This window comes from Rhizobium sp. WSM1328, from assembly GCF_057653715.1.
This window is the reverse complement of the sequence record NZ_CM172788.1, coordinates 3,764,372-3,783,942: the sequence shown is the minus strand read 5'-3', so window position 1 is coordinate 3,783,942 and position 19,571 is coordinate 3,764,372. Positions and strand designations below refer to the sequence as shown.

Below are 19,571 nucleotides of genomic sequence, written 5' to 3'. Positions count from 1 at the left end.
ATCTGCGCATGATCCTTTTAAAATTAGTGGTTCGCCGTCTCGCCGAGCACGGTCGCGAACTCCATCATGCGGCGGCGGCGAAGTGCCGCCTCTTCTCCGACTTGGAGGATGACGGATTCCGACAGGCAATCGAGCAGCGCGATCAGCGGCGGAAGATTGTCGAGATCGGGTGCACGAGCGGGCGGCAGAGGCAGCATGACGTTCGACTGGTCCGCCATCCAGTCCGCTTGCTGCGGCGAAATCAGCACGACCTTATAGCCGTAGCGCCGCGCCGTTCTGGCAAGCAGCCGCGCCTTGGCGAAGCGGCGACAATCGATGATGACGAGCAGTGCGTCGTCGACCGCCAGCCGGGCGAAGAGTTCCGCAAAACGGTTGTCGGCGGCGTCGAGCGTGCGCACGCCGTCGCGGGCTTGTGTCAGCCGCTGGCAGAAATGATTGGCCAGGCTTGCGAGCCGCGCATGCGTGGCGATCGACACTTCGCGGGCAGTGCTGATCAAGCCGACGGCTTCCGACCAGTGCGGCTGCGCCGTCAGATGATAGATATGATGGAGGGCCTGGATCTGTTCGGCAACCAGCACGGCCAGCGGTTTGCCCTCCGCGGCGTCGGCATGCAGCTCGCTCATGGCGCTCTGTAATTGCGCCGGCGATGTCGTCACGGTCTCGCGAATCTCCACCTTGACGCTGTCCAATCCCTGATAACCGAGCGAGCGCAGAAAGCGCCCGACGGTCATCGGCGAGAGATCCAGCCTGTCGGCAACGGACGCAGCCGTCTCGAATGGCAGGTCGTTCAGATGTTCGGTGAAATATTTCGCGATACGGCGCTCGGCGGGTGTGCCGGTTTTTGCGTATTGCCTGAGTTTTTGCACAAAGTCTTCCACGGCAGCCTCCCCATCTTCCTCAGAGGCGTTCCGTGGATGCGCTGTTGCGACCCCTTGTCTTTGCAACTATTTCGGAAGCTGCTTCTCAGGCCCGTGCGTATTTCATGTATGCCACAATATTATATTAGTATTTGGTTTTCGACAAGTTTTCTATTACTGAATGCAATTTTATTCTCTCTTGTCGGTGGCCCGCATCTTCCCTACATCTTCGGCGCAACCGGAGACGCCTGAGACATGATTCTTGACGCCGCTCGACTTTCGCTCGCCAATCTGTTCGCATCGGAAACACGCTCTGTCTTCTGGAAGGTGCTCGGCCTGACGGTTCTCGTGCTTGTCGGCCTCTGGTTCGCGCTGCGCGGGGCCTTCATGGCCTTTCTCTTTCCCTGGCTCACGAGCTTCTTTCCCGATATGCCGGATTGGGCGGGGTGGTTCGCTCTCATCTTCGCAATTTTTGCCGGAATCGGCCTTGCTCTCATGCTGGCGCTGCTGCTGTCGCCGGTGACGGCGCTGATTGCCGGCCTGTTTCTCGACGACGTCGCCGAGGTCATCGAAAAGCGCGACTATCCCAAGGACGCGCCGGGCACCGCCATGCCGCTCGGTCCGGCGATGGTAAGCTCGATCAAGTTTCTCGGTGTGGTGATTCTCGGCAATATCCTGGCATTGCTGCTGCTGTTCATACCCGGCGTCAATCTGGTCGCGTTCTTTCTGGTGAACGGCTATCTGCTCGGACGGGAATTCTTCGAATTCGCCGCCATGCGCTTCCGTTCGCCGGATGAGGCGCGGCTCTTCCGCGCCAAGCATGCCTCCACCGTCTTTCTCGGCGGGCTGATGATCGTCCTTTTCCTGGCGATCCCGATCGTCAATCTTCTGACGCCGCTTTTTGCCGCCGGTATGATGGTGCATCTGCACAAGTTGGTTTCCGCTAAGGACACCGGTTTGCGTGCCTAAGACTCAAGCGGGCAGGGCGGAGGTGTCGTACATCGCCGCGAATTCGGCGCTCGGCGGGATCGGCTTGATGATGTCGATCAGCACGCCGTTCGGATCGGCGGTGATGAAATGCCGCTGGCCGAAATCCTCGTCGCGGATTTCTCTCAGAATTGGCAGGCCGGCGCTCCGGCAGGCTGCATAGATCGCATCGACATCGCCGACCTCGAAATTGAGGAGAAGGCCGGACACCCTGCCGCGGGCTATGGCCGGGATGGTCTCGTGGCTGCCGTCAAGGATGGCAAGCGCGATATGCTCCTCCTCTGCCGATTGCAGGTGAACATACCAGTCGCTTTCGAACAGAGCTTTGAAGCCGAAATGCGTGCAATAGAAGCTGGCGGTGCCGGCAACGTCGTCGGTCATCATGACAGGATAATAGCTCGTCGATTTCATCTCGTTTTCCTCCTTTTTTACATACAATCTGTATGTTTTTGTCTATTAACATACATTCTGTTTGTATGTAAAGAGGTGTGCATGGGCCGCAGCAATCGCGAGAGAACGGAGCAGACGAGACAGGCACTGATCGATGCCGGTCGACGTCTCTTCGTCGAAAAAGGTTATGCCGAAACCGCGACGCCGGAGATCGTCGCGGCGGCGGGAGTGACGCGTGGTGCGCTCTACCATCATTTTGAAGACAAGAAGGCGCTTTTTAGGGCGGTTATCGAATGCGAGGCGAAAGCGGTGACCGCGGCGATCGAGGCGCGTTCGGCGTCCTACGACGCGCCGCGTGCCATGCTGATCGCCGGTGCCTCGGCCTATTTCGATGCGATGATGGGGCAAGGGCGCACGCAGCTGCTGCTGATCGAGGCACCTGCCGTTCTCGGCCCGCTGGCGAGTGCGGCGATCGATGCAGAGAATGCGGAAGCGACGCTGCGGGCAGGGCTTGCAGCGATGCTTCCAGAGGCCGGCGCCATGCTCGAACCGCTGACGTCGCTGCTATCGGCGGCCTTCGATCGCGCGGCGATCGCGATCGAGGCGGGCGCTGAAAGGCGGCATTACGAGCAGGCGATCGCAGTCCTACTCGACGGCCTCGCCGATCACCTGCGGCGGTAGCTCGACCAGCGGCGCCGGCACATCCCAACTCTTCTCCGGCGATTTGCAGAGGTCGGCGATGATACAGCGCTCGCATTCGGGGCGGCGCGCCTTGCAGGTATAGCGACCGTGCAGGATCAGCCAGTGATGGGCGTGATAGAGGTAATGGCTCGGGATCACCTTCATCAGCCGCGCCTCGACCTCGTCTGGTGTCTTGCCGGGGGCAAGCCTGGTGCGATTGGCGATGCGGAAGATGTGTGTGTCGACGGCCATCGTCGCCTGGCCGAAGGCCATGGAAAGCACGACATTGGCGGTCTTGCGGCCGACGCCCGGCAACCTCACCAGTTCGTCGCGCGTTTCCGGCACCTTGCCGCCGAATTGGTCGATCAGCATCTGCGAGAGCGCGATGACGTTTTTCGCCTTGTTGCGGTAGAGGCCGATCGTCCTGATGTAATCGCGCAGCCGCTCCTCGCCGAGATCGAGCATCTTTTCCGGCGTATCGGCAACCTTGAAGAGCGCGCGCGTCGCCTTGTTGACGCCAACATCGGTCGCTTGCGCTGAAAGCGCGACGGCGACGACGAGCGTGAAGGGGTTGGTGTGCTCGAGCTCGCCCCTCGGTTGCGGCCGCTGCACCGAGAAGCGGCGGAATATCTCCTCGCGTTCGGTCAGCGAATAGGCCGTGCGCACCGCTGCCGCCGGTTTGCGGCGGGCAATCACATTCGTGCCCTGCGGCGTCTTGGTAACGGATTTGAGTTTCGGATTCGCCATGGAAACTCTATACTCAGCAGCCATGATGGAAAGCAACGCCGACAGCTTCAATGAGCAGCCTGTTTTCGCTGCCGAGCTCTTTCCCCACCGGTCGCTCGGCCGCCGGGGCTTCAAGGTGCTGCTTGCCCTATCCGGTGCCGTCTGCTTGCTTTACGGCACGTTCTTCATCGCGACGGGGGCCTGGCCGATCGGCTTCTTCTTCGGACTGGATTTCCTGCTTCTCTACGGCGCTTTCTGGCTGAATTACCGCTCCGGGAAAGCGCACGAACAGGTGACGGTGTCACGTACGGACGTGTCGGTGCGCAAGTTTGCGCCATCAGGACGGATGGTGGAGCATCATTTCAATCCGTTCTGGGCACGCTTCCTCGTTCGCCGGCACCAGGAGATCGGCATCCTTTCCATGCATATCTTCGGCGAGGGCCGGCGCACGGATATCGGCTCCTTCCTCAATCCCGACGATCGCGAAAGCTTCGCCAAAGCCTTCAAGGGAGCGCTGGCGACGGTCAAGCAGCGGATCTGAACCTATCCGGCGGATGCGCAAGAATCGGGTGGTTTGCTCACCCCCACTTGACTATCTCCTTGTTACAAGGAGAAAGACGATGAATATGATTGCCAACCTGCAGACAGACATCACGCCTGACGGCCCTGATTATGACATTGTCCGTCGGGTGATCGAACTCATCACCGAGGATTACCGCGACCAGCCTTCGCTGGAGGCGATCGCGGCGCGGCTCAACCAGTCGCCGACCCAGCTGCAGAAGACCTTCACCCGCTGGGCAGGACTATCGCCCAAGGGCTTCCTGCAAGCGGTGACGCTCGACCACGCCAAGCGGCTGCTGCGCAAGGAAGACATGCCGCTGCTCGAGACCTCGATCGAGGTCGGCCTTTCCGGGCCGAGCCGGCTGCATGATCTTTTCGTCACCCATGAGGCGATGTCGCCCGGTGAATGGAAGGCCAAGGGCGGCGGTCTCATCATCCGCTACGGCTTCCACATTTGCCCCTTCGGCGTGGCGCTGATCATGGTGACCGACCGCGGCCTTGCCGGCCTTGCCTTCAGCGATTCCGGCGACGAGAGGGCCTGCCTCGAGGATATGACCTGCCGCTGGCCGAACGCCGAATATGTCGAAGACCTGCAGGCGACGGTCCCCTATGCCGCCCGGATCTTCGAGCCCGGCAAATGGTCCTCGGACCAGCCGCTGCGTGTCGTGCTGATCGGCACGGACTTCCAGGTACGCGTCTGGCAGAGCCTGCTGAAGATCCCGTTCGGCAAGGCCGTCACCTATTCCGATATCGCCAACGATATCGGCAGCCCGACGGCGCAGCGCGCCGTGGGTGCGGCGGTCGGGGCAAACCCGATCTCCTTCGTGGTGCCCTGCCATCGGGCGCTCGGCAAGAACGGCGCACTGACGGGCTACCATTGGGGCCTCACCCGCAAGCGGGCGATGCTCGGTTGGGAATCGGCGCACGCCTGAGGGGCCTGCCGCAATTAGTCGAAGTCAAAATTGTTGATCCGGGCGATAATGTCGTCGTCCAGATTCAATAGGGCTTCGGCGATGTCGATGTGACCTTTCGCGACTGCTTGGGCTGCGCCTGCCGAGAGGAGCGTCGATCTGCTCCAGGTTTCATGGCGGTGCAAGCTGACGCAGTCAGTCATCGATGTGATCGCGTGGTGGTAGGCCTCTTCCAGATCAGCAGGTATTTCCGGTCCCCGCCCGGTCATCCGGGCAATTTCGATGCTTGCCGGCAGTTGGTAGAAAGAGAAGTCGATCGGTGCCGTCGTCGCAAGCCCGATCCTGACGATATGAGGGACCGCCGCGTATGAAGCAGTGTAGACGTCGCCTTGATGACAGAGGCTTGACCATAGGCTGAACCAAGGTTCCGCATCGGGAGACAAGTCCGGTCCGGCCGGCAAGTCCAATGCTCTCAGCAGTGCCGGAGTATCGGCTGCCGGGCCATAGCAATGGCTCAACTCACCCCAACGCTTGTTGTCAAGTGGGAGCATGTGTTTCTATTCCGCCAATTCCAGCAATGCCCGGGCAGCACTTTCATCGGTGATCAGCGTGTTGCAGCCGATGCGCTTGATCGTCGCACGGATTGCCACGGCCCGATGGGCGCCACCGGAGGAGAGCACGATGTGCTTTGCCTCCTTCAGCGTGTCGAGATCGACGGACATCACGCGCCGATTGATCGAGTGGTCGACCGAATTGCCGTCCCTGTCGAGGAAGTTGAACATGGTGTCACAGACGCAGCCGGCATCGATCAACTCCTGCAGCTCGGCCTTCGAGATCCAGCCCTCCGACAGCGAGGTCGAATGCGGGCCGATATCGCCGCAGCTGACGATCGCCAGATCAAGATTTTCGGCGAGACGGTAGATCGTGTCCAGCCCGCATTTCTCGATGAGGTTGCGCTTGGTCTCGATGGAGTCGACCAGAAGCGGCGCCAGGAACATGTAGCATTCGGCGCCGAGCTGGTTAGCCAGCCGCCAGGTGTAATCGATCGGGTTCGTCTGATGCACGGCGACGATGCCGCCCAGCAGCGAGACGACCTTGCAATTGGCGCGGCGCGGCGGCCGGAAGCTCGACAGCGAGGCGGTCATGGTACGGCCCCAGCCGACACCGATGGTGTAGTCGTCCGGAATGGCTTCGGAGAGGAACTGGCCAAGCGCCAGGCCGACATTTCTCGCCAGCGAATTGACGTCGCCATTGACCGGCGCAGGGACGACGATCGCCTCGTCGAGGCCATAGGCACGCTCCAGCTTCACCGAGAGTTCAACGCAGTCGCCGATCGAATCGTTGATCCAGATCTGGACTTCGCTGCGTTTCATCGCCTCGTCGAGCAGGCGGATCACCGTGGTGCGGCTGATGCCGAGCTGTTCGGCGACGTCCTTCTGGGTAAGGCCCTCGTTGTAATAGAGCCATGCCGCCCTGAGCCGTAGCGAGGATGCCTCCGAATAGGCCGTGTGCGTGCCGCGTTTGAGCTTGACCACATCTCCTCCGCACGATTTCCTGCCCTAGATCCCTCATGGGATGAAAGGCCTTAGCGACGCTTTTGTTGCCGGGGGATAATGACGGGTGTGACACTTATGTCAATTGAAATGCACAAATGTCCTTGACTTTTCGCAAGGCGAATGGCGATAGTCCGGGTGACACAAGTCGTTCTTGTCCGTCCGAGGAGGACATAGTGCGGGCATGCCGAAAGTCACGACCGGCCTTCCAGCCGCAAGCGGTATCGCTTGCGTTTGAGCAGCCGTTCGTTTGCGGCCGGAACACGGCCACTGTCCTTCACGTTTATGAATCATCCGTGACGGATGCGCGCATTTTCGCCTGCAGCATGCAAACAACCTGTCGGTAGATCACCTTTGCCCGGCGGAACTCGCGCCGGTCGCAGCCCAAGTTCAACAAGGATTATTGACCATGACATCCAAGCTTGACCAACTCCGCGAGATTACCACCGTGGTCGCCGATACCGGCGACATCGAAGCCGTCGCCCGCCTGAAGCCGGTCGATTGCACGACGAACCCGAGCATCGTGCTCAAGGCCCTCGGCACGCCGATGTTTGCCGACGCCATCAAGGAAGCCGTTACCTGGGGCAAGAAACAGGGCGGCAATCCCGAAGCCGTTTCTTCCGCCGTCGCCGATCGTCTCGCCATCTCCGTCGGCGCAGCCCTGGTGAAGCTCGTCCCGGGCCGCGTCTCGACCGAAGTCGACGCCGATCTTTCCTTCGATACCGAGGCTTCGCTTGCCAAGGCGCGCGCAATCATTGCCGCCTACAAGGATCGCGGTATCGACCAGGACCGCATCCTCATCAAACTCGCTTCCACCTGGGAAGGCATCCGCGCCGCCGAAGTGCTGCAGAAGGAAGGCATTGACTGCAACCTCACGCTTCTCTTCAGCAAGGCCCAGGCGATCGCCTGCGCCGACGCCAAAGTGTTCCTGATCTCGCCCTTCGTCGGCCGCATCCTCGACTGGTACAAGAAGTCGACCGGCAAGGACTATACGCCTGAGGAAGATCCGGGCGTCATCTCCGTCCGTGAAATCTACAACTACTACAAGGCAAACGACATCAAGACGATCGTCATGGGCGCCTCCTTCCGCAGCGCCGGCGAAATCGAAGCCCTTGCCGGCTGCGACCGCCTGACCATCAGCCCGAACCTGCTCGACGAGCTCGCCAAGGATGAAGGCAAGCTGGAGCGCAAGCTCTCGCCGGAGAGCCGCAAGCCGGATCCGAAGGTCTCCGTCGACGAGAAGACCTTCCGCTGGATGATGAACGAAGACGCGATGGCGACGGAAAAACTCGCCGAAGGCATCCGCGCCTTCGCCAAGGATCTCGGAACGCTGCGCACCATGGTGCAGAAGGAACTGCAGCTCGCCGCCGCCTGATAAGGCTCGGCCACAATCGGAGGCGCGGCTGCCGGCTGGCAGGCGCGCCTTTTTCATGCTGTTATCAAGGGCATATGCTGTCGGAGACCGATATGGCGGATGAGGAACGGGCAAATTCGCTTGCAGCATTTGCCTACAAGCATGCGAGCTTCATCTTTGCCGTTGTTGCCGGACTGGTGGTCTTCTTGGCGCTGACCTCACGCGAAGTCAGCGCCGGCAATATCCTGTTCGGCTGGAATGTCAGCGCCGGCGTTTTTGTCGCGCTCAGCTGGCGCAAGATGCTGCGGGCGACGGTTGAAAGCATCCGGAAACGTTCGGAGGATCTCGATTTCTCCGACACCGTCCTGCTGGCTCTGTCGATCGGTGCCGCACTTGCCAGCATTGCCGGGATCGGCCTCGAGCTTCATTCGATCAAGGAGGCGGCACCTGACGTCGCGCTGGCGCGGGCAGGTGTTGCGGTTCTGACGATCCTGATTTCCTGGATCTTCCTGCATACACTCTTCACCATCCACTATGCCCATTATTTCTATGGCGGGGCGGACGAGGAGGGTGGGCTGAAGTTTCCGGACGGGATCGAAGAGCCCGGCTACTGGGATTTCCTCTATTTCTCCTTCACCATCGGCGTTGCCGCACAGACGGCGGATGTCGCGGTCAGTTCGACCAGCATGCGCAAGCTGACGCTGCTGCATGCCGTGCTGTCGTTCCTGTTCAATACGACGATCCTGGCGCTTGCGATAAATGTCGGGGCGAGCCTGCTATAATGCGCCTTGCCTTGAGCGGGCTAACCACCTGCTCTTCAAATCGGAGGGTATGATGGAAAGCGCCTCAAGCCGGCCCCGACTGGCCGATCTCATTCTTCTCCTCGGCAGGCTTCTGCTGTCGCTGATCTTCCTGCACGAAGCTTGGTCGCTCGCGGCAGATATCACCGCGACTTTCGACATTTTCGCAAAACTGGGGCTGTCGGCGCCGGTCGCGCTTGCCACCATTGCCCTGCAGATCGGCGCCGGCCTTTCCGTCGCGACAGGCTTCCTCAGCCGGCTTGGGGCATTGGCGCTGGCGCTCTTCTGCCTGGCGACCGCCTTGCTCTTTCACACGAATTTTGCCAGCCAGAACGAACTGCTGCACTTCGAGAAGGACCTGGCGATTGCCGGCGGCATGTTCGTGCTCGCGGTTTCGGGTGCGGGATCGATATCGATCGACAAGCTGCTGAGAAAGCGAACGAACAAAATGCCTCCCTGGCTCAGGGCGGTATTGTCGTGAATGCCCCCGAAATCCGAAGACCTTCGGTGCTGAATTTGATGAATTTTGCGGGCGCTCCCTGGCGCAATAAAACCGAATAAAACCGAACAAACAGAAGCGTCGATGCGGGCTACACTTTTGGCGACAGGTCAGGAGTGTGCCAGTGATGTCTTCCGCGCAAAACAATCAGCAAAAGCCAATTCTCGTCTTTCTCGGAAAAGACGCTGCCTGCGATATCGTCTCGAAATTGAATGAGAACGGATATGTCGCGGCGGCTGTGTCCTCGGTGCCGGAACTTTTCGACGCCTTGCGTTCGGGCCGATATTTTCTGGCCGTAACGATGCGGTCGGATATCGACATGGTCCGAAACATCAAGCCGATACCGATCATCAATCTGGAGGTGTTTTTCCATGCCGTCCAGCCGGCCACGAAGGCGGTTCACTCCTCGAAGGAATTCGACAGCGATGCATTTCTGAGAAGGATCTCGGCCCTTACCGAGTCAAGGACAGGCAGAATTGCTGCAGTCCAGAGAGCCCCTGCTGCGAACGAGACGGTGATTGCAGGCACGGCGAAGGCATCCCGGTGGCGTGCCGCCACCTCCCTTCTTTTAAGCCGCCGCGCTGCGCCCAGCGCAGAACGAGCCGATTAGAGGTGACCGAATTCCCGTCGCCGACGGACCGGTCTTCGCCTGATTCAGATCCCGATGACCCGGCCCCGTCTCTCCGGCCGGCCACGCTGCGCCTCGTTCCGGACGATTCCTATGAGCATATTTCTACCGGGTTTCGGCGGCTTGAAAACGTCATTCCGAGACCGGAGCTTTTTACGTGGTGCGGATGTCTTCTCATGTTTCAGTTGCTCGGTGCAGCATCGGCAAGCGGATATATCATCACGGCATTGTTCCTGCTGGTGGCGATCGGTCGTCTCGCCAGACGCGCTCTCGATAAGCTCACCGCAGGGCTCCAGAAGCGCTCGGCGTTGAAATTTTATACGACGGCGGTCGTCTCTCTGGTGTTCTTTTGCCTGCTGGTCGTCCGGATGTGTTTCATCGCCACGGTCATCATTGACAGCGCCATCCTAGGTGACAAGGTGGAAATCAGCGGCGATCCCGAAAGCCAGTTTTGACGCCGGACTCCGCATTGGCAGTCCCGCAACATATCTCAACATTATCGAATATAGCATTGCACGATACTTGATATCCTGAAGGCGGAGACCGCGTCGGCGCGGCGACCGATATCGTGTGGTGTCTGATTGACTGCGGAGATTAGCCGCCGCGATTGACAGTCGACGAGGCCGCCTGACCGAGACACGGTGAACGTGGTAATTTCGCGCCAAGGGCATCTCCCGGCAAGAGAACGAATGACGATGGCATATGAAATGGCAGCTCCCAATCAGGCTCATATCCTCATCGTCGAAGACGATCCCGCCATCGCGGATATGCTGGTGGATCTTGTCCGAAGCAGCGGCTTCGAGGCCTCGTCGGTGGAAAGCGGCGCGGCTATGGATCGAATGATGGTGCGACAGCAATTCGATCTCATCGTCCTCGATGCGATGTTGCCGGGCGAGGACGGTTTCAGCATCTGCAGGCGGCTTCGTGCGGCGTGCTCGGTGCCAATCCTGATGTTGACGGCGCTCCAGGAGGATATCGACCGCATTCTCGGCCTGGAGCTCGGAGCCGACGACTATGTCACGAAACCATTCAACTCCCGCGAGCTTCTGGCCCGGATCAAGAGTATTCTCCGCAGGGCGTCATATGCGCATCATCAGGAGGAAGCACTTGGACCGATGATGTTCTCGGGATGGCGCATCGATCCAAAAAGCCGTCAACTCCACGACGCCGACGGCGCGCAGGTTTCCATGACAACCGCGGAGTTCGATATCCTCCTGGCCTTCTGCTGCAATCCCAACAAGGTTTTGACGCGCGAACAGCTGTTGTCGATGACACATGCCGGATCGGCGGGGCCGGTCGAGCGCAGCATCGACGCCCATATCAGCCGGGTCAGGCAAAAGATCGAACCAAATCTGAAAGATCCGACGTTCATAAAGACGGTGCGGCTGGGCGGTTATCTCTTCGCATCCAAGGTAGAGCGTCTCCCTTGAGAAATTTTCGGCGCGCTTCGATCCAAAGCCAGATCCTCATATTGGCGACCTTGCTTGTCGTGCTCGTTTCCGTCGCGGCAACCGCCATGGAGCCCTATATCTACGGCCGTCATGATCGTGGGTTTCAAAACGGCCTGTTTGCTGCCAGAGCGGCAATGGTCGCGGAGCAATTTGCCCAGGCAAGTTCAGCGCAGGACGAAGTCACCGTTCTCAAGAGAGCAGCGGCACTCGGCGTTGGGGTCGAAAAATTGTCCCTGGAGCAGCCACTTGCCGGCAAACAGCAGATGGTATCTCCCAGCGAATTGGTGGCGCGTATCAACACAATGCTTGCCGACAATATTTTTGCGGCATTTCATCGCTTCGTCATCGGTCAATCGCACCCAGATGTCCTGACTGTCGGAATTGACGACAAGCGCGCCCTCGTCTTTCAACTGCCGGTTTTTCCCAGCTATGTCTGGTTTGTTCCGGCCGCCGTGAGCGGGTTTTTGAAAATCGTCATCCCATTGGTGCTGCTTGCATATTTCAGCAGCTGGCTTATCACCGAGCCTCTGAGGCGCTTTGCCGCCGCCGCAAAGCGAGCAAGCATCGAGGGCAGTTGGGAAAAGCCTTTCGAACCGGACGGCGCAGCCGAGATTCGAAGTCTGGCGGAATCGCTGAACGTCATGAGCGATCGAATCCAGAGCATGGCGGAGGATCGAACAAGAATGCTGAGTGGCGTGGGGCATGATCTCAGGACGCCTCTGACGAGATTGCGGATGCGTGCCGAGCGTTCTGGCGAGCCCGAGCTTCGCGGCCTGATGCTGGCCGATATCGCCACCTTGAGTTTCATGATCGACGAGTGCCTGGCCTATTTCAAAGACGCGTCCACTGCGGAGACTGATCGAAAGGTCGATATCTCAAGCCTGCTGCAGACGATTGCGACAGACTTCTCCGACATGGGCGTCGATGTAGGCTTCACCGGTTCGCGGCGGCTGGCGTTTGTCTGCAAACCTCAGGCCCTGACTCGGGCAATCACGAATCTGGTCGACAATGCGTCTCGTTATGCAAAGCAAGTCGAAATCGATCTGCAAGAGAGCGACGATGGCGGGATCAAAATATCGGTGGGCGACAATGGTCCTGGTTTGACCGATGAGGCCAAGGCAAAAGTTCTGGAGCCGTTCTTCAAAGTGGATAAATCCCGCCAGATCGGTGCCCAGGGCGGCTCCGGGCTTGGGCTCGGCCTTCCGATCGCCAAAGGAATTGTCACCAAAGCGCATAATGGACAGTTGACGTTGCTGGACAGGACGCCAACCGGCCTGGTCGTCGTGATCGATCTTCCCGCCCCTCAGGCGAGCCAGCCCGAAGGCGCGCCGCCGATCCCTTCGTCACAATGACTTATTGCCCGGCCGTCGCGTCATCACGCGTCGCGCTGCCCGGAGCGAACACGGCTCACGAACATTTCCACATATCATGGCAAACACAGCAACATTCGAATTCCATAAAACCGCTGCCAGCAGATGCCATTCGGTATTTCCAAAGCTGGAGCCAAGTCATTGATAAAAACTTTGAAAGTCGGCGCCGCACTGATGCTCGCCTGTTCGAGCGTTGCCGCATGCACGGCCCCTGACCCCACGGTTTATTCCGGGCTGGCTTCGGCATCGCAGCTCCAGCCGAACAGCGAGGATAAGACCGGCCGCGTACCGTATCGCTATCAGACTAAAGTCAACTGGAGCCAGTACAGCAGGATCATCGTCGATCCCGTTGCCGTCTATAACGGTCCCGACAACCAGTTCGGCAAGGTCTTAGAAAAAGACAAAGCATTCCTTGCCAATTACATGCAGGTTCAATTCACGGAAAAATTGAAGACGCGCTTTGCTGTCGTCAGCACGCCTGCTCCAGCGACTCTCAGATTGCATCTGACGCTGACGGGCGCCAAGGCAACGACCGCGGTCCTCGGAACGGTCACGCGCATCGACGTCGCAGGCGGATTGTATAACACCGTCCAGGCCGTTCGCGGCCGGGAAGGCTCGATGATCGGCTCGGTGAATTATGCCGTGGAGATCTATGACGCTGCGAGCAATCGCCTCCTGTCTTCCTATGTCACCAAGCAATATCCCAACGCGATGAATATCGGCGCAAGCTTCACGGCGATGGATGCCTCCATGGTGGGCATCCGCAAAGGTGCCGATGCTCTGCTTGCCGAGTTGAAATAGGCCGCAGGGCTTAAAGGGCCTGTGGCGACAACAGACGGCGGGGGCCGCAAGCGCAAGGCGCAGCGGCCCCCGCGACCGCTCACAGGATCGCCTGGCCGGCCATCAGCGCAAGGACAAGGAAGATCAGGAAGATCAGCAGCGCGATGCCGAAGAGAACGCGTGCGATTGTCGCGGTCGCTGCGGAGACGCCGGAGAAACCGAAGAAGCCGGCGATGATCGAAATGACAAAAAATATCAGAGCCCATTTCAGCATGACATCATCCTTTGCGTTTGCTTGGGAAAGACGCGGCAACCGGGAAAATGTTCCAGATCGCTTGAATGGAATGGCGATCTCTGGGGAGCACCCTCCCGGTGCTACCGATGGGCATTGCGTCGAATTTCGTACCCTTGCCTTTCCTGCCGGTCAGCCGTGATTGATCATCACGTGGCGTACGGCGGTGTAGTCCTCCAGTGCGTAGACCGACATGTCCTTGCCGTAGCCCGACTGTTTGAGGCCGCCATGCGGCATCTCGTTGGTCAGCATGAAATGGGTGTTGATCCAGGTGCAGCCATATTGCAGGCGGGCGGCTGTCTTCATGCCGCGGCCGATATCCTTGGTCCAGACGGAGGAGGCCAGGCCGTAGTCGCTGTCGTTTGCCCAGGCAACGGCGTCGTCGGCATCGGAAAAGCGGGTGACCGAGACGACCGGGCCGAAGACCTCGCGCCGGACGATCTCGTCGTCCTGCAGGGCGCCTGCAATGACCGTCGGCGTGAAGAAGAAACCCTTGTCGCCGGAAACCTTGCCGCCGGCGGTGATCTCCATGTGCTTGTGTTCGGAAGCGCGGGCGACGAAGCTTTCGACGCGGTCGCGCTGGCGCTTGGAGATCAGCGGGCCGATCTCGTTTTCGGTATCGTCGGCCTGGTTGAAGCGGATACTCGAGACGGCTGAGGAGAGGTCGGCGACGAAATTGTCGTAGACCCTGGCATCGGCATAGATGCGGCAGGCGGCGGTGCAGTCCTGGCCGGCATTGTAATAGCCGAAGGTGCGGATGCCGGCGACGACCGCATCAATATCGGCATCATCGAAGACAATGACCGGGGCCTTGCCGCCGAGTTCCAGGTGGGTGCGCTTGACCGTCTTGGCCGCGGCCTGCAGTACCTTCTTGCCGGTTGCGATATCGCCGGTGATCGAGACCATGCCGATCTTGGCGTGATTGATCAGGGCGTTGCCGACACTTTCACCACGGCCGAGGATGACGTTGACGACGCCTTCGGGAAGGATTTCGGAGAGCAGCTTCGCCATTTTCAGCGCCGTCAGCGGCGTCTGCTCCGAGGGCTTGAAGACGACGGTATTGCCGCCGGCGATCGCTGGCGCCAGCTTCCAGGCCATCATCATCAGCGGATAGTTCCACGGCGCGATCGAGCCGACAATGCCGATCGGATCGCGGCGGATCATCGAGGTGTGGCCGGGCAGGTATTCGCCGGCCGCCGGTGCGTGCAGGTTGCGCACGGCGCCCGCAAAAAAGCGATAACAATCGACGATCGCCGGGATTTCGTCGTTCAGCACCGCATTGATCGGCTTGCCGCAGTTCAGCGCCTCCAGTGCGGCAAAGCCGGCGGCATCCTTTTCGATTGCATCGGCGATCTTCAACAGGTAGCCGGAGCGCTCGCCGGGCGTTGTCTGTGACCAGCTCGTGAAGGCTTTCTCGGCGGCGTCGACTGCAGCGTCAACCTGGGAAAGCGACGCTTCGGCAAGGTCCAGCACCGTCTCGCCCGTCTTGGGGTTCAGGACGTGCTCTTCCGTTTCCGTGCCTTTTTCAAAGCGGGAACCGATCAGCATTTGGATATCCATGATGTTCTCCCTTTTTATTTACCGGCGCCGGCGATCTGGTCGCCATCGCGGGTGAGGTAATAGGCTGCCAGGATCGGCAGGAAGGTGACGAGCACGACGACCATGGCGACCACATTGGTGACAGGGCGCTGGCGCGGGCGGATGAGTTCTTCGAGCATCCAGATCGGCAAGGTCGATTGCTGGCCACCGGTGAAGGTGGTGACGATGACCTCGTCGAAAGACAGCGCGAAGGCAAGCATGCCGCCGGCAAGAAGGGCGGTGCCGATATTCGGCAGGATGACATGACGGAAGGTCTGGAAGCCGTCGGCGCCGAGATCCATCGAGGCCTCGATCAGCGAACCGGAGGTGCGGCGGAAGCGGGCGACCGCATTGTTGTAGACGACGACGACGCAGAAAGTGGCGTGGCCGAGCACGATGGTCCAGACCGAAAACGGGATGTCGAACAGGCTGAAGGCGGAGCGGAGCGCAATGCCGGTGATGATGCCGGGAAGGGCGATCGGCAGGATGACCAGCAGCGAGATCGCCTCGCGGCCGAAGAACTTCGTCTGGCTGACGGCTGCAGCACAGAGCGTGCCGAGGACCAGCGCGATCGCCGTGGCGATGACGGCGACCTGCACGGAAAGCCCGAGCGCCGACCAGACGTCCGGCCGGTTCCAGGCGACCTCGAACCATTGCAGCGTCAGGCCAGGCGGCGGCCATTGATAGCTCTTCTCCTCCGTCGTGAAGGCATAGACGAAGATCAGCAGGATCGGCAGATGCAGGAAGAGCAGCCCGCCGGCTGCGGCGACCTTCAGCGCAAGTGGCGATGTCTTGAGGTCAGAGCGCATCGAAAGCTCCCTGTTTCTTGGCGAGCCAGAGATAGAGCGCCATGATGACGATCGGCACGACGGAAAAGGCGGCAGCAAGCGGCACGTTGCCGGCCGTTCCCTGCTGGGTATAGACCGCCTGGCCGATGAAGAGCCTGGACGAGCCGATGATCTGCGGGATGATATAATCGCCCAATGTCAGCGAGAAGGTGAAGATCGAGCCGGCGACGATGCCGGGCAGGGCGAGCGGCAGCAGCACCGTTCGGAAGGTCTGGCGCGGCGTGGCGCCGAGATCCGACGAGGCCTCGATCAGGTTGCCGGGCACACGCTCGAGGGCTGCCTGCGTCGGCAGGATCATATAGGGGAGCCAGATATAGACGAAGACGATGAAGGTGCCGAGGTAGCTGACCGAGAGCGAATTGCCGCCGATGACGGGCAGGTTCAGGATGCCGTCGAGCAGCCAGGAGAGATAGAGCTTCTCGAAGATCCAGGTGAGGATGCCTTCCTTGGCGAGGATCAGCTTCCAGGCGTAGATCTTGACGAGATAGCTCGACCAGAGCGGCAGCATGATGCCGAGATAGAAAAGCGCCTTCCATTTGCCTTGCGCATAACGCGCCGTGTAGTAGGCGATCGGGAAGGCGATCAAGGCGGAAGCGACGGTCACTAGTGCCGCCATGACGAAAGTGCGGATGATAATGTCGAAATTCGTCGGGCTCAGAAGCTGCGCATAGGTCGCAAGGGTGAATTCGTAATTCACCAGGCCTGAGAAATCGTCGATCGAAAAGAAACTCTGCAGAAGCAGGGCGAGCAGCGAACCGATATAGATGATGCCGAGCCAGAGCAGCGGCGGCGTCAGCATCAGGAAGAGCAGCAGTTTCGGGTGCCGCCAGAAGGCATCGGACAGCCGGCCGAAGAGGCCGCCGCGCCCCGGAAGAATCGATGTCGCCTCATTGGTGGTGATGAAGATCGCCGTCATGCCGCGTCATCCATGTAGTGGATATCGTCGGGCTGCCAGGCAAGGCGTATGCCGGCGCCGACGACAGGCACATCTGCGCCCGCCGGCAGCATCACATGCAGCCGCGCCCCCCGGAGGCCAACGGTGAGGCGCGTGGCTGCGCCGAGGAAGCTCGCATTGTCGACCTGCGCCGCGACACCGTCGCCTGCCAGCCGGATTGCTTCGGGACGGAGGCTTGCCCAGCGTCTTTCGCCGCCGAGTGAGGCCATCAGATCAGGTGCGATGACGTTCGACGAGCCGACGAAATCGGCGACGAAGCGGTTCTTCGGGCGGCGGTAGATATCCTGCGGCGTGCCCTCCTGGACGATATTGCCGTCGTTGAAGACGGCGACGCGATCGGCCATGGACAGCGCCTCACCCTGATCGTGGGTGACGAAGACGAAGGTGATGCCGAGTGCGCGCTGCAGGCTCTTCAGCTCCTCCTGCATCTGTTCGCGGAGCTTCAGGTCGAGCGCGCCGAGCGGCTCGTCGAGCAGCAGCACCTTCGGCTTGTTGACCAGTGCGCGGGCGAGCGCCACGCGCTGGCGCTGACCACCGGACAGCTGGCCGGGGCGGCGGGCGCCGTAACCCGGCAGCTTGACGAGCTCGAGGGCATCGCCTGCCGCTTTCATCCGCTCCGCCTTGCCGACGCCTTTGACCATCAGCCCGTAGGCGACATTGTCGAGGATGTTGAGATGCGGGAAGAGCGCGTAGTCCTGGAATACGGTGTTGACGTTGCGGCGATAGGGCGGAACGCCGTCGGCCGTCTCGCCGAAGATCTGGATATGGCCCGCGGTCGGCTGCTCGAAGCCGGCGATCAATCGCAGGCACGTCGTCTTGCCGGAGCCGGACGGCCCGAGCATGGCAAAGAATTCGCCGGGCGCGATCTCGAGATCGACGCCGTCGACGGCGCGAACCTGGCCGAAATGGCGTGATACCTGCTGGAAACGGACGGCGGGTGTCATGAGGGCTCCGGCTTCTTTGCTTTTAGAGAGGCTGCGGTCTTGGTTCATATGACTCCGCCCAAACCCCTCCCCACAAGGGGGAGGGGCTTAATCTGCCGTACCCCTTTCGCAAATACCTTGGCGTTTCGGCAGGAATTCGGCGGTGCCATTCAAGGCCCCTCCCCCTTGTGGGGAGGGGTTGGGGAGGGGACTTTACCCAAGCGGATCGGCCCGGTTTACCGCCCGCCGATCACGCCGATATAATCAGACACCCAACGATGGTACGGCACGCATTCGCTCTGCGTGGTGCATTTGGCGACCGGGGTCTTCCAGAACTTGATCTTGTCGAAGTGATCGAAGCCGTTGGTGGCGCAACCGCTGTCGCCTATCAGCTCGTTGCCCTTGCAGGCAGCGGGAACGGAGGGCACGGCGCCGAACCAGGCGGCGGCGTCGCCCTGGACCTTGGCCTTCAGCGAATGTTCCATCCACATATAGGCGCAGTTCGGATGTTCGCTGTCGGCATGCAGCATGGTGGTGTCGGCCCAGCCGGTGACGCCTTCATCCGGAAAAGTGGAGGCGATCTTCTGCTTGTCGGCTTGCAGCAGGTTCACCTGGAAGGGCCAGGAGCCGGAGGCGACGACGCCTTCGTTCTTGAAATCGTCGATCTGGATCATCGCGTCGTGCCAGTAGCGGGAGACGAGCTTGCGCTGGCCGCGCAGCAGGTCGAGGGCGGCCTTGTACTGGTCCTCGTTCAGCTCGTAGGGATCCTTGATGCCGAGATCCGGCTTATGGGCCATCAGATACATAGCGGCATCGGCGATGTAGATAGCGCCGTCATAGGCCTGGACGCGGCCCTTGTTGGACTTGCCGTCGGGCAGCGTCTGCTCTTCGAAGACGACGTTCCAGCTGGTCGGCGCCTTGTCCTTGAAGGCATCGGTATTGTACATCAGCACGTTCGGCCCCCAGAGATAGGGCACGCCGTAATGCACGCCGCCGACCGTATACCACGGTCCGTTCTGCAGACGCTCGTCGACGGTCTTGAAGCTCGGGATCAGGTCGGTGTTGATCGGCTGGACACGCTTGCCGGCGATAAGGCGGAGCGAGGCGTCGCCCGATGCCGTGACGAGATCGAAGCCGCCTTCGTTCATCAGCGACACCATTTCATCCGAGGTGGCGGCGGTCTTGACTGAAACCTTGCAGCCGGTCTCCTTTTCGAAATCGGTGACCCAGTCGTAGTTCTTGTCGGTTTCGCCGCGTTCGATATAGCCGGCCCAGGCGACGATGCTGACCGCACCTTCGCCTTTGCCCAGAGCCTTCAGCGGTTCGGCGGCGATTCCCTGCGTCGCGAAGCTGAGGCAAGCGAGCGCTGCCGTGCAGGATTTCAACAGATTCGTCATCATCCGTCTCCCGGTTTGCCACTTTTGTGG

At 60.3% G+C, this 19,571-nt stretch carries 23 protein-coding genes; 12 read left to right on the top strand and 11 right to left on the bottom strand.

From position 1 onward, the window contains the following. Nucleotides 1–23: 23 nt before the first annotated feature. Entirely contained in the window at nucleotides 24–878 is an 855-nt protein-coding gene (locus AC2444_RS18915) for a MurR/RpiR family transcriptional regulator (protein WP_003543085.1), read from the bottom strand. Nucleotides 879–1,112: 234 nt separating this feature from the next. Here AC2444_RS18915 and AC2444_RS18910 point away from each other — a divergent pair, with 234 nt between their 5' ends. Further along, nucleotides 1,113–1,826, top strand: coding sequence for a sulfate transporter family protein (locus tag AC2444_RS18910; protein ID WP_128449215.1), 714 nt, complete (start codon nucleotides 1,113–1,115; stop codon nucleotides 1,824–1,826). Nucleotides 1,827–1,829: 3 nt separating this feature from the next. Here the strand turns inward: AC2444_RS18910 and AC2444_RS18905 are convergent, their stop codons facing one another. After that, nucleotides 1,830–2,255, bottom strand: a complete 426-nt coding sequence (locus AC2444_RS18905) for a VOC family protein (protein WP_011653606.1) — start codon at nucleotides 2,253–2,255, stop codon at nucleotides 1,830–1,832. A gap of 81 nt (nucleotides 2,256–2,336) precedes the next feature. Here AC2444_RS18905 and AC2444_RS18900 point away from each other — a divergent pair, with 81 nt between their 5' ends. Beyond that, nucleotides 2,337–2,915, top strand: a complete 579-nt coding sequence (locus tag AC2444_RS18900; protein WP_012759064.1) for a TetR/AcrR family transcriptional regulator — start codon at nucleotides 2,337–2,339, stop codon at nucleotides 2,913–2,915. Here AC2444_RS18900 and nth read toward each other — a convergent pair. Next, a complete protein-coding gene (gene nth, locus AC2444_RS18895; RefSeq protein ID WP_171815700.1) occupies nucleotides 2,880–3,686 on the bottom strand; it encodes an endonuclease III in 807 nt (268 codons plus the stop codon). The two genes, AC2444_RS18900 and nth, sit on opposite strands and share 36 nt — an antisense overlap. On the opposite strand from nth, the gene AC2444_RS18890 reads away from it, so the two are divergent. Both AC2444_RS18890 and AC2444_RS18885 read left to right on the top strand, forming a co-directional pair. After that, entirely contained in the window at nucleotides 3,685–4,182 is a 498-nt protein-coding gene (locus AC2444_RS18890; protein ID WP_017995238.1) for a DUF2244 domain-containing protein, read from the top strand. The genes nth and AC2444_RS18890 overlap by 2 nt on opposite strands. A gap of 79 nt (nucleotides 4,183–4,261) precedes the next feature. Beyond that, nucleotides 4,262–5,134 carry a methylated-DNA--[protein]-cysteine S-methyltransferase gene (locus AC2444_RS18885; protein ID WP_012759061.1) on the top strand — a complete coding sequence of 291 codons (873 nt, stop codon included), beginning with the start codon at nucleotides 4,262–4,264 and terminating at the stop codon, nucleotides 5,132–5,134. Between the two features lie 14 nt (nucleotides 5,135–5,148). Here the strand turns inward: AC2444_RS18885 and AC2444_RS18880 are convergent, their stop codons facing one another. Beyond that, nucleotides 5,149–5,664, bottom strand: coding sequence for a hypothetical protein (locus AC2444_RS18880; protein ID WP_012759060.1), 516 nt, complete (start codon nucleotides 5,662–5,664; stop codon nucleotides 5,149–5,151). 6 nt (nucleotides 5,665–5,670) lie between these two features. Further along, nucleotides 5,671–6,648 (bottom strand): sugar-binding transcriptional regulator, encoded by a 978-nt coding sequence (locus tag AC2444_RS18875; RefSeq protein WP_012759059.1) that lies wholly within the window; start codon nucleotides 6,646–6,648, stop codon nucleotides 5,671–5,673. A gap of 427 nt (nucleotides 6,649–7,075) precedes the next feature. Here AC2444_RS18875 and tal point away from each other — a divergent pair, with 427 nt between their 5' ends. From tal to AC2444_RS18835, 8 genes are all read left to right on the top strand, one after another. Then, nucleotides 7,076–8,041 (top strand): transaldolase, encoded by a 966-nt coding sequence (gene tal, locus AC2444_RS18870; protein ID WP_012759058.1) that lies wholly within the window; start codon nucleotides 7,076–7,078, stop codon nucleotides 8,039–8,041. 92 nt (nucleotides 8,042–8,133) lie between these two features. Beyond that, the gene (locus AC2444_RS18865) at nucleotides 8,134–8,802 is read left to right on the top strand and encodes a DUF1345 domain-containing protein (RefSeq protein ID WP_012759057.1); all 669 of its coding nucleotides are present in this window, start codon (nucleotides 8,134–8,136) and stop codon (nucleotides 8,800–8,802) included. Between the two features lie 49 nt (nucleotides 8,803–8,851). Further along, nucleotides 8,852–9,301: a DoxX family protein gene (locus AC2444_RS18860; protein WP_041935578.1), complete on the top strand. Its 450-nt coding sequence runs from the start codon at nucleotides 8,852–8,854 to the stop codon at nucleotides 9,299–9,301. Nucleotides 9,302–9,437: 136 nt separating this feature from the next. Further along, on the top strand, nucleotides 9,438–9,929 hold the full coding sequence (locus AC2444_RS18855) for a hypothetical protein (RefSeq protein WP_041935577.1): 492 nt from the start codon (nucleotides 9,438–9,440) through the stop codon (nucleotides 9,927–9,929). A 194-nt stretch (nucleotides 9,930–10,123) separates the two neighbouring features. After that, nucleotides 10,124–10,402 carry a hypothetical protein gene (locus AC2444_RS18850; RefSeq protein WP_012759054.1) on the top strand — a complete coding sequence of 93 codons (279 nt, stop codon included), beginning with the start codon at nucleotides 10,124–10,126 and terminating at the stop codon, nucleotides 10,400–10,402. A gap of 234 nt (nucleotides 10,403–10,636) precedes the next feature. Next, nucleotides 10,637–11,377, top strand: coding sequence for a response regulator (locus tag AC2444_RS18845; protein WP_012759053.1), 741 nt, complete (start codon nucleotides 10,637–10,639; stop codon nucleotides 11,375–11,377). Further along, on the top strand, nucleotides 11,374–12,750 hold the full coding sequence (locus AC2444_RS18840; protein WP_012759052.1) for a sensor histidine kinase: 1,377 nt from the start codon (nucleotides 11,374–11,376) through the stop codon (nucleotides 12,748–12,750). Before AC2444_RS18845 ends, AC2444_RS18840 begins: the two co-directional genes overlap by 4 nt. A gap of 159 nt (nucleotides 12,751–12,909) precedes the next feature. Further along, nucleotides 12,910–13,569: a DUF3313 domain-containing protein gene (locus AC2444_RS18835; RefSeq protein WP_012759051.1), complete on the top strand. Its 660-nt coding sequence runs from the start codon at nucleotides 12,910–12,912 to the stop codon at nucleotides 13,567–13,569. A gap of 79 nt (nucleotides 13,570–13,648) precedes the next feature. On the opposite strand, the gene AC2444_RS18830 is transcribed toward AC2444_RS18835, so the two are convergent. From AC2444_RS18830 to AC2444_RS18805, 6 genes are all read right to left on the bottom strand, one after another. Further along, nucleotides 13,649–13,822, bottom strand: a complete 174-nt coding sequence (locus tag AC2444_RS18830) for a DUF1328 domain-containing protein (RefSeq protein WP_012759050.1) — start codon at nucleotides 13,820–13,822, stop codon at nucleotides 13,649–13,651. A 150-nt stretch (nucleotides 13,823–13,972) separates the two neighbouring features. Continuing rightward, nucleotides 13,973–15,400: a gamma-aminobutyraldehyde dehydrogenase gene (locus tag AC2444_RS18825; protein ID WP_012759049.1), complete on the bottom strand. Its 1,428-nt coding sequence runs from the start codon at nucleotides 15,398–15,400 to the stop codon at nucleotides 13,973–13,975. Nucleotides 15,401–15,414: 14 nt separating this feature from the next. Then, a complete protein-coding gene (locus AC2444_RS18820) occupies nucleotides 15,415–16,227 on the bottom strand; it encodes an ABC transporter permease (protein ID WP_012759048.1) in 813 nt (270 codons plus the stop codon). Then, complete coding sequence (locus tag AC2444_RS18815; protein ID WP_012759047.1) at nucleotides 16,217–17,182, bottom strand: ABC transporter permease; 966 nt, start codon at nucleotides 17,180–17,182, stop codon at nucleotides 16,217–16,219. Before AC2444_RS18815 ends, AC2444_RS18820 begins: the two co-directional genes overlap by 11 nt. Beyond that, nucleotides 17,179–18,165, bottom strand: a complete 987-nt coding sequence (locus tag AC2444_RS18810) for an ABC transporter ATP-binding protein (RefSeq protein WP_012759046.1) — start codon at nucleotides 18,163–18,165, stop codon at nucleotides 17,179–17,181. The genes AC2444_RS18815 and AC2444_RS18810 overlap by 4 nt, the downstream gene beginning before the upstream one ends. Before the next feature lie 215 nt (nucleotides 18,166–18,380). Continuing rightward, nucleotides 18,381–19,541, bottom strand: coding sequence for an ABC transporter substrate-binding protein (locus AC2444_RS18805; protein ID WP_012759045.1), 1,161 nt, complete (start codon nucleotides 19,539–19,541; stop codon nucleotides 18,381–18,383). Nucleotides 19,542–19,571: the final 30 nt, after the last annotated feature.

What these genes read in the sequence shown, in the direction of transcription:
- AC2444_RS18805 (WP_012759045.1), bottom strand. Translation starts at nt 19,541, where the DNA reads ATGACGAATCTGTTGAAATCCTGCACGGCAGCGCTCGCTTGCCTCAGC.
- nth (WP_171815700.1), bottom strand. Translation starts at nt 3,686, where the DNA reads ATGGCTGCTGAGTATAGAGTTTCCATGGCGAATCCGAAACTCAAATCC.
- AC2444_RS18845 (WP_012759053.1), top strand. Translation starts at nt 10,637, where the DNA reads ATGACGATGGCATATGAAATGGCAGCTCCCAATCAGGCTCATATCCTC.
- AC2444_RS18865 (WP_012759057.1), top strand. Translation starts at nt 8,134, where the DNA reads ATGGCGGATGAGGAACGGGCAAATTCGCTTGCAGCATTTGCCTACAAG.
- AC2444_RS18880 (WP_012759060.1), bottom strand. Translation starts at nt 5,664, where the DNA reads ATGCTCCCACTTGACAACAAGCGTTGGGGTGAGTTGAGCCATTGCTAT.
- tal (WP_012759058.1), top strand. Translation starts at nt 7,076, where the DNA reads ATGACATCCAAGCTTGACCAACTCCGCGAGATTACCACCGTGGTCGCC.
- AC2444_RS18885 (WP_012759061.1), top strand. Translation starts at nt 4,262, where the DNA reads ATGAATATGATTGCCAACCTGCAGACAGACATCACGCCTGACGGCCCT.
- AC2444_RS18900 (WP_012759064.1), top strand. Translation starts at nt 2,337, where the DNA reads ATGGGCCGCAGCAATCGCGAGAGAACGGAGCAGACGAGACAGGCACTG.
- AC2444_RS18825 (WP_012759049.1), bottom strand. Translation starts at nt 15,400, where the DNA reads ATGGATATCCAAATGCTGATCGGTTCCCGCTTTGAAAAAGGCACGGAA.
- AC2444_RS18910 (WP_128449215.1), top strand. Translation starts at nt 1,113, where the DNA reads ATGATTCTTGACGCCGCTCGACTTTCGCTCGCCAATCTGTTCGCATCG.
- AC2444_RS18830 (WP_012759050.1), bottom strand. Translation starts at nt 13,822, where the DNA reads ATGCTGAAATGGGCTCTGATATTTTTTGTCATTTCGATCATCGCCGGC.
- AC2444_RS18860 (WP_041935578.1), top strand. Translation starts at nt 8,852, where the DNA reads ATGATGGAAAGCGCCTCAAGCCGGCCCCGACTGGCCGATCTCATTCTT.
- AC2444_RS18820 (WP_012759048.1), bottom strand. Translation starts at nt 16,227, where the DNA reads ATGCGCTCTGACCTCAAGACATCGCCACTTGCGCTGAAGGTCGCCGCA.
- AC2444_RS18890 (WP_017995238.1), top strand. Translation starts at nt 3,685, where the DNA reads ATGATGGAAAGCAACGCCGACAGCTTCAATGAGCAGCCTGTTTTCGCT.
- AC2444_RS18850 (WP_012759054.1), top strand. Translation starts at nt 10,124, where the DNA reads ATGTTTCAGTTGCTCGGTGCAGCATCGGCAAGCGGATATATCATCACG.
- AC2444_RS18905 (WP_011653606.1), bottom strand. Translation starts at nt 2,255, where the DNA reads ATGAAATCGACGAGCTATTATCCTGTCATGATGACCGACGACGTTGCC.
- AC2444_RS18810 (WP_012759046.1), bottom strand. Translation starts at nt 18,165, where the DNA reads ATGACACCCGCCGTCCGTTTCCAGCAGGTATCACGCCATTTCGGCCAG.
- AC2444_RS18815 (WP_012759047.1), bottom strand. Translation starts at nt 17,182, where the DNA reads ATGACGGCGATCTTCATCACCACCAATGAGGCGACATCGATTCTTCCG.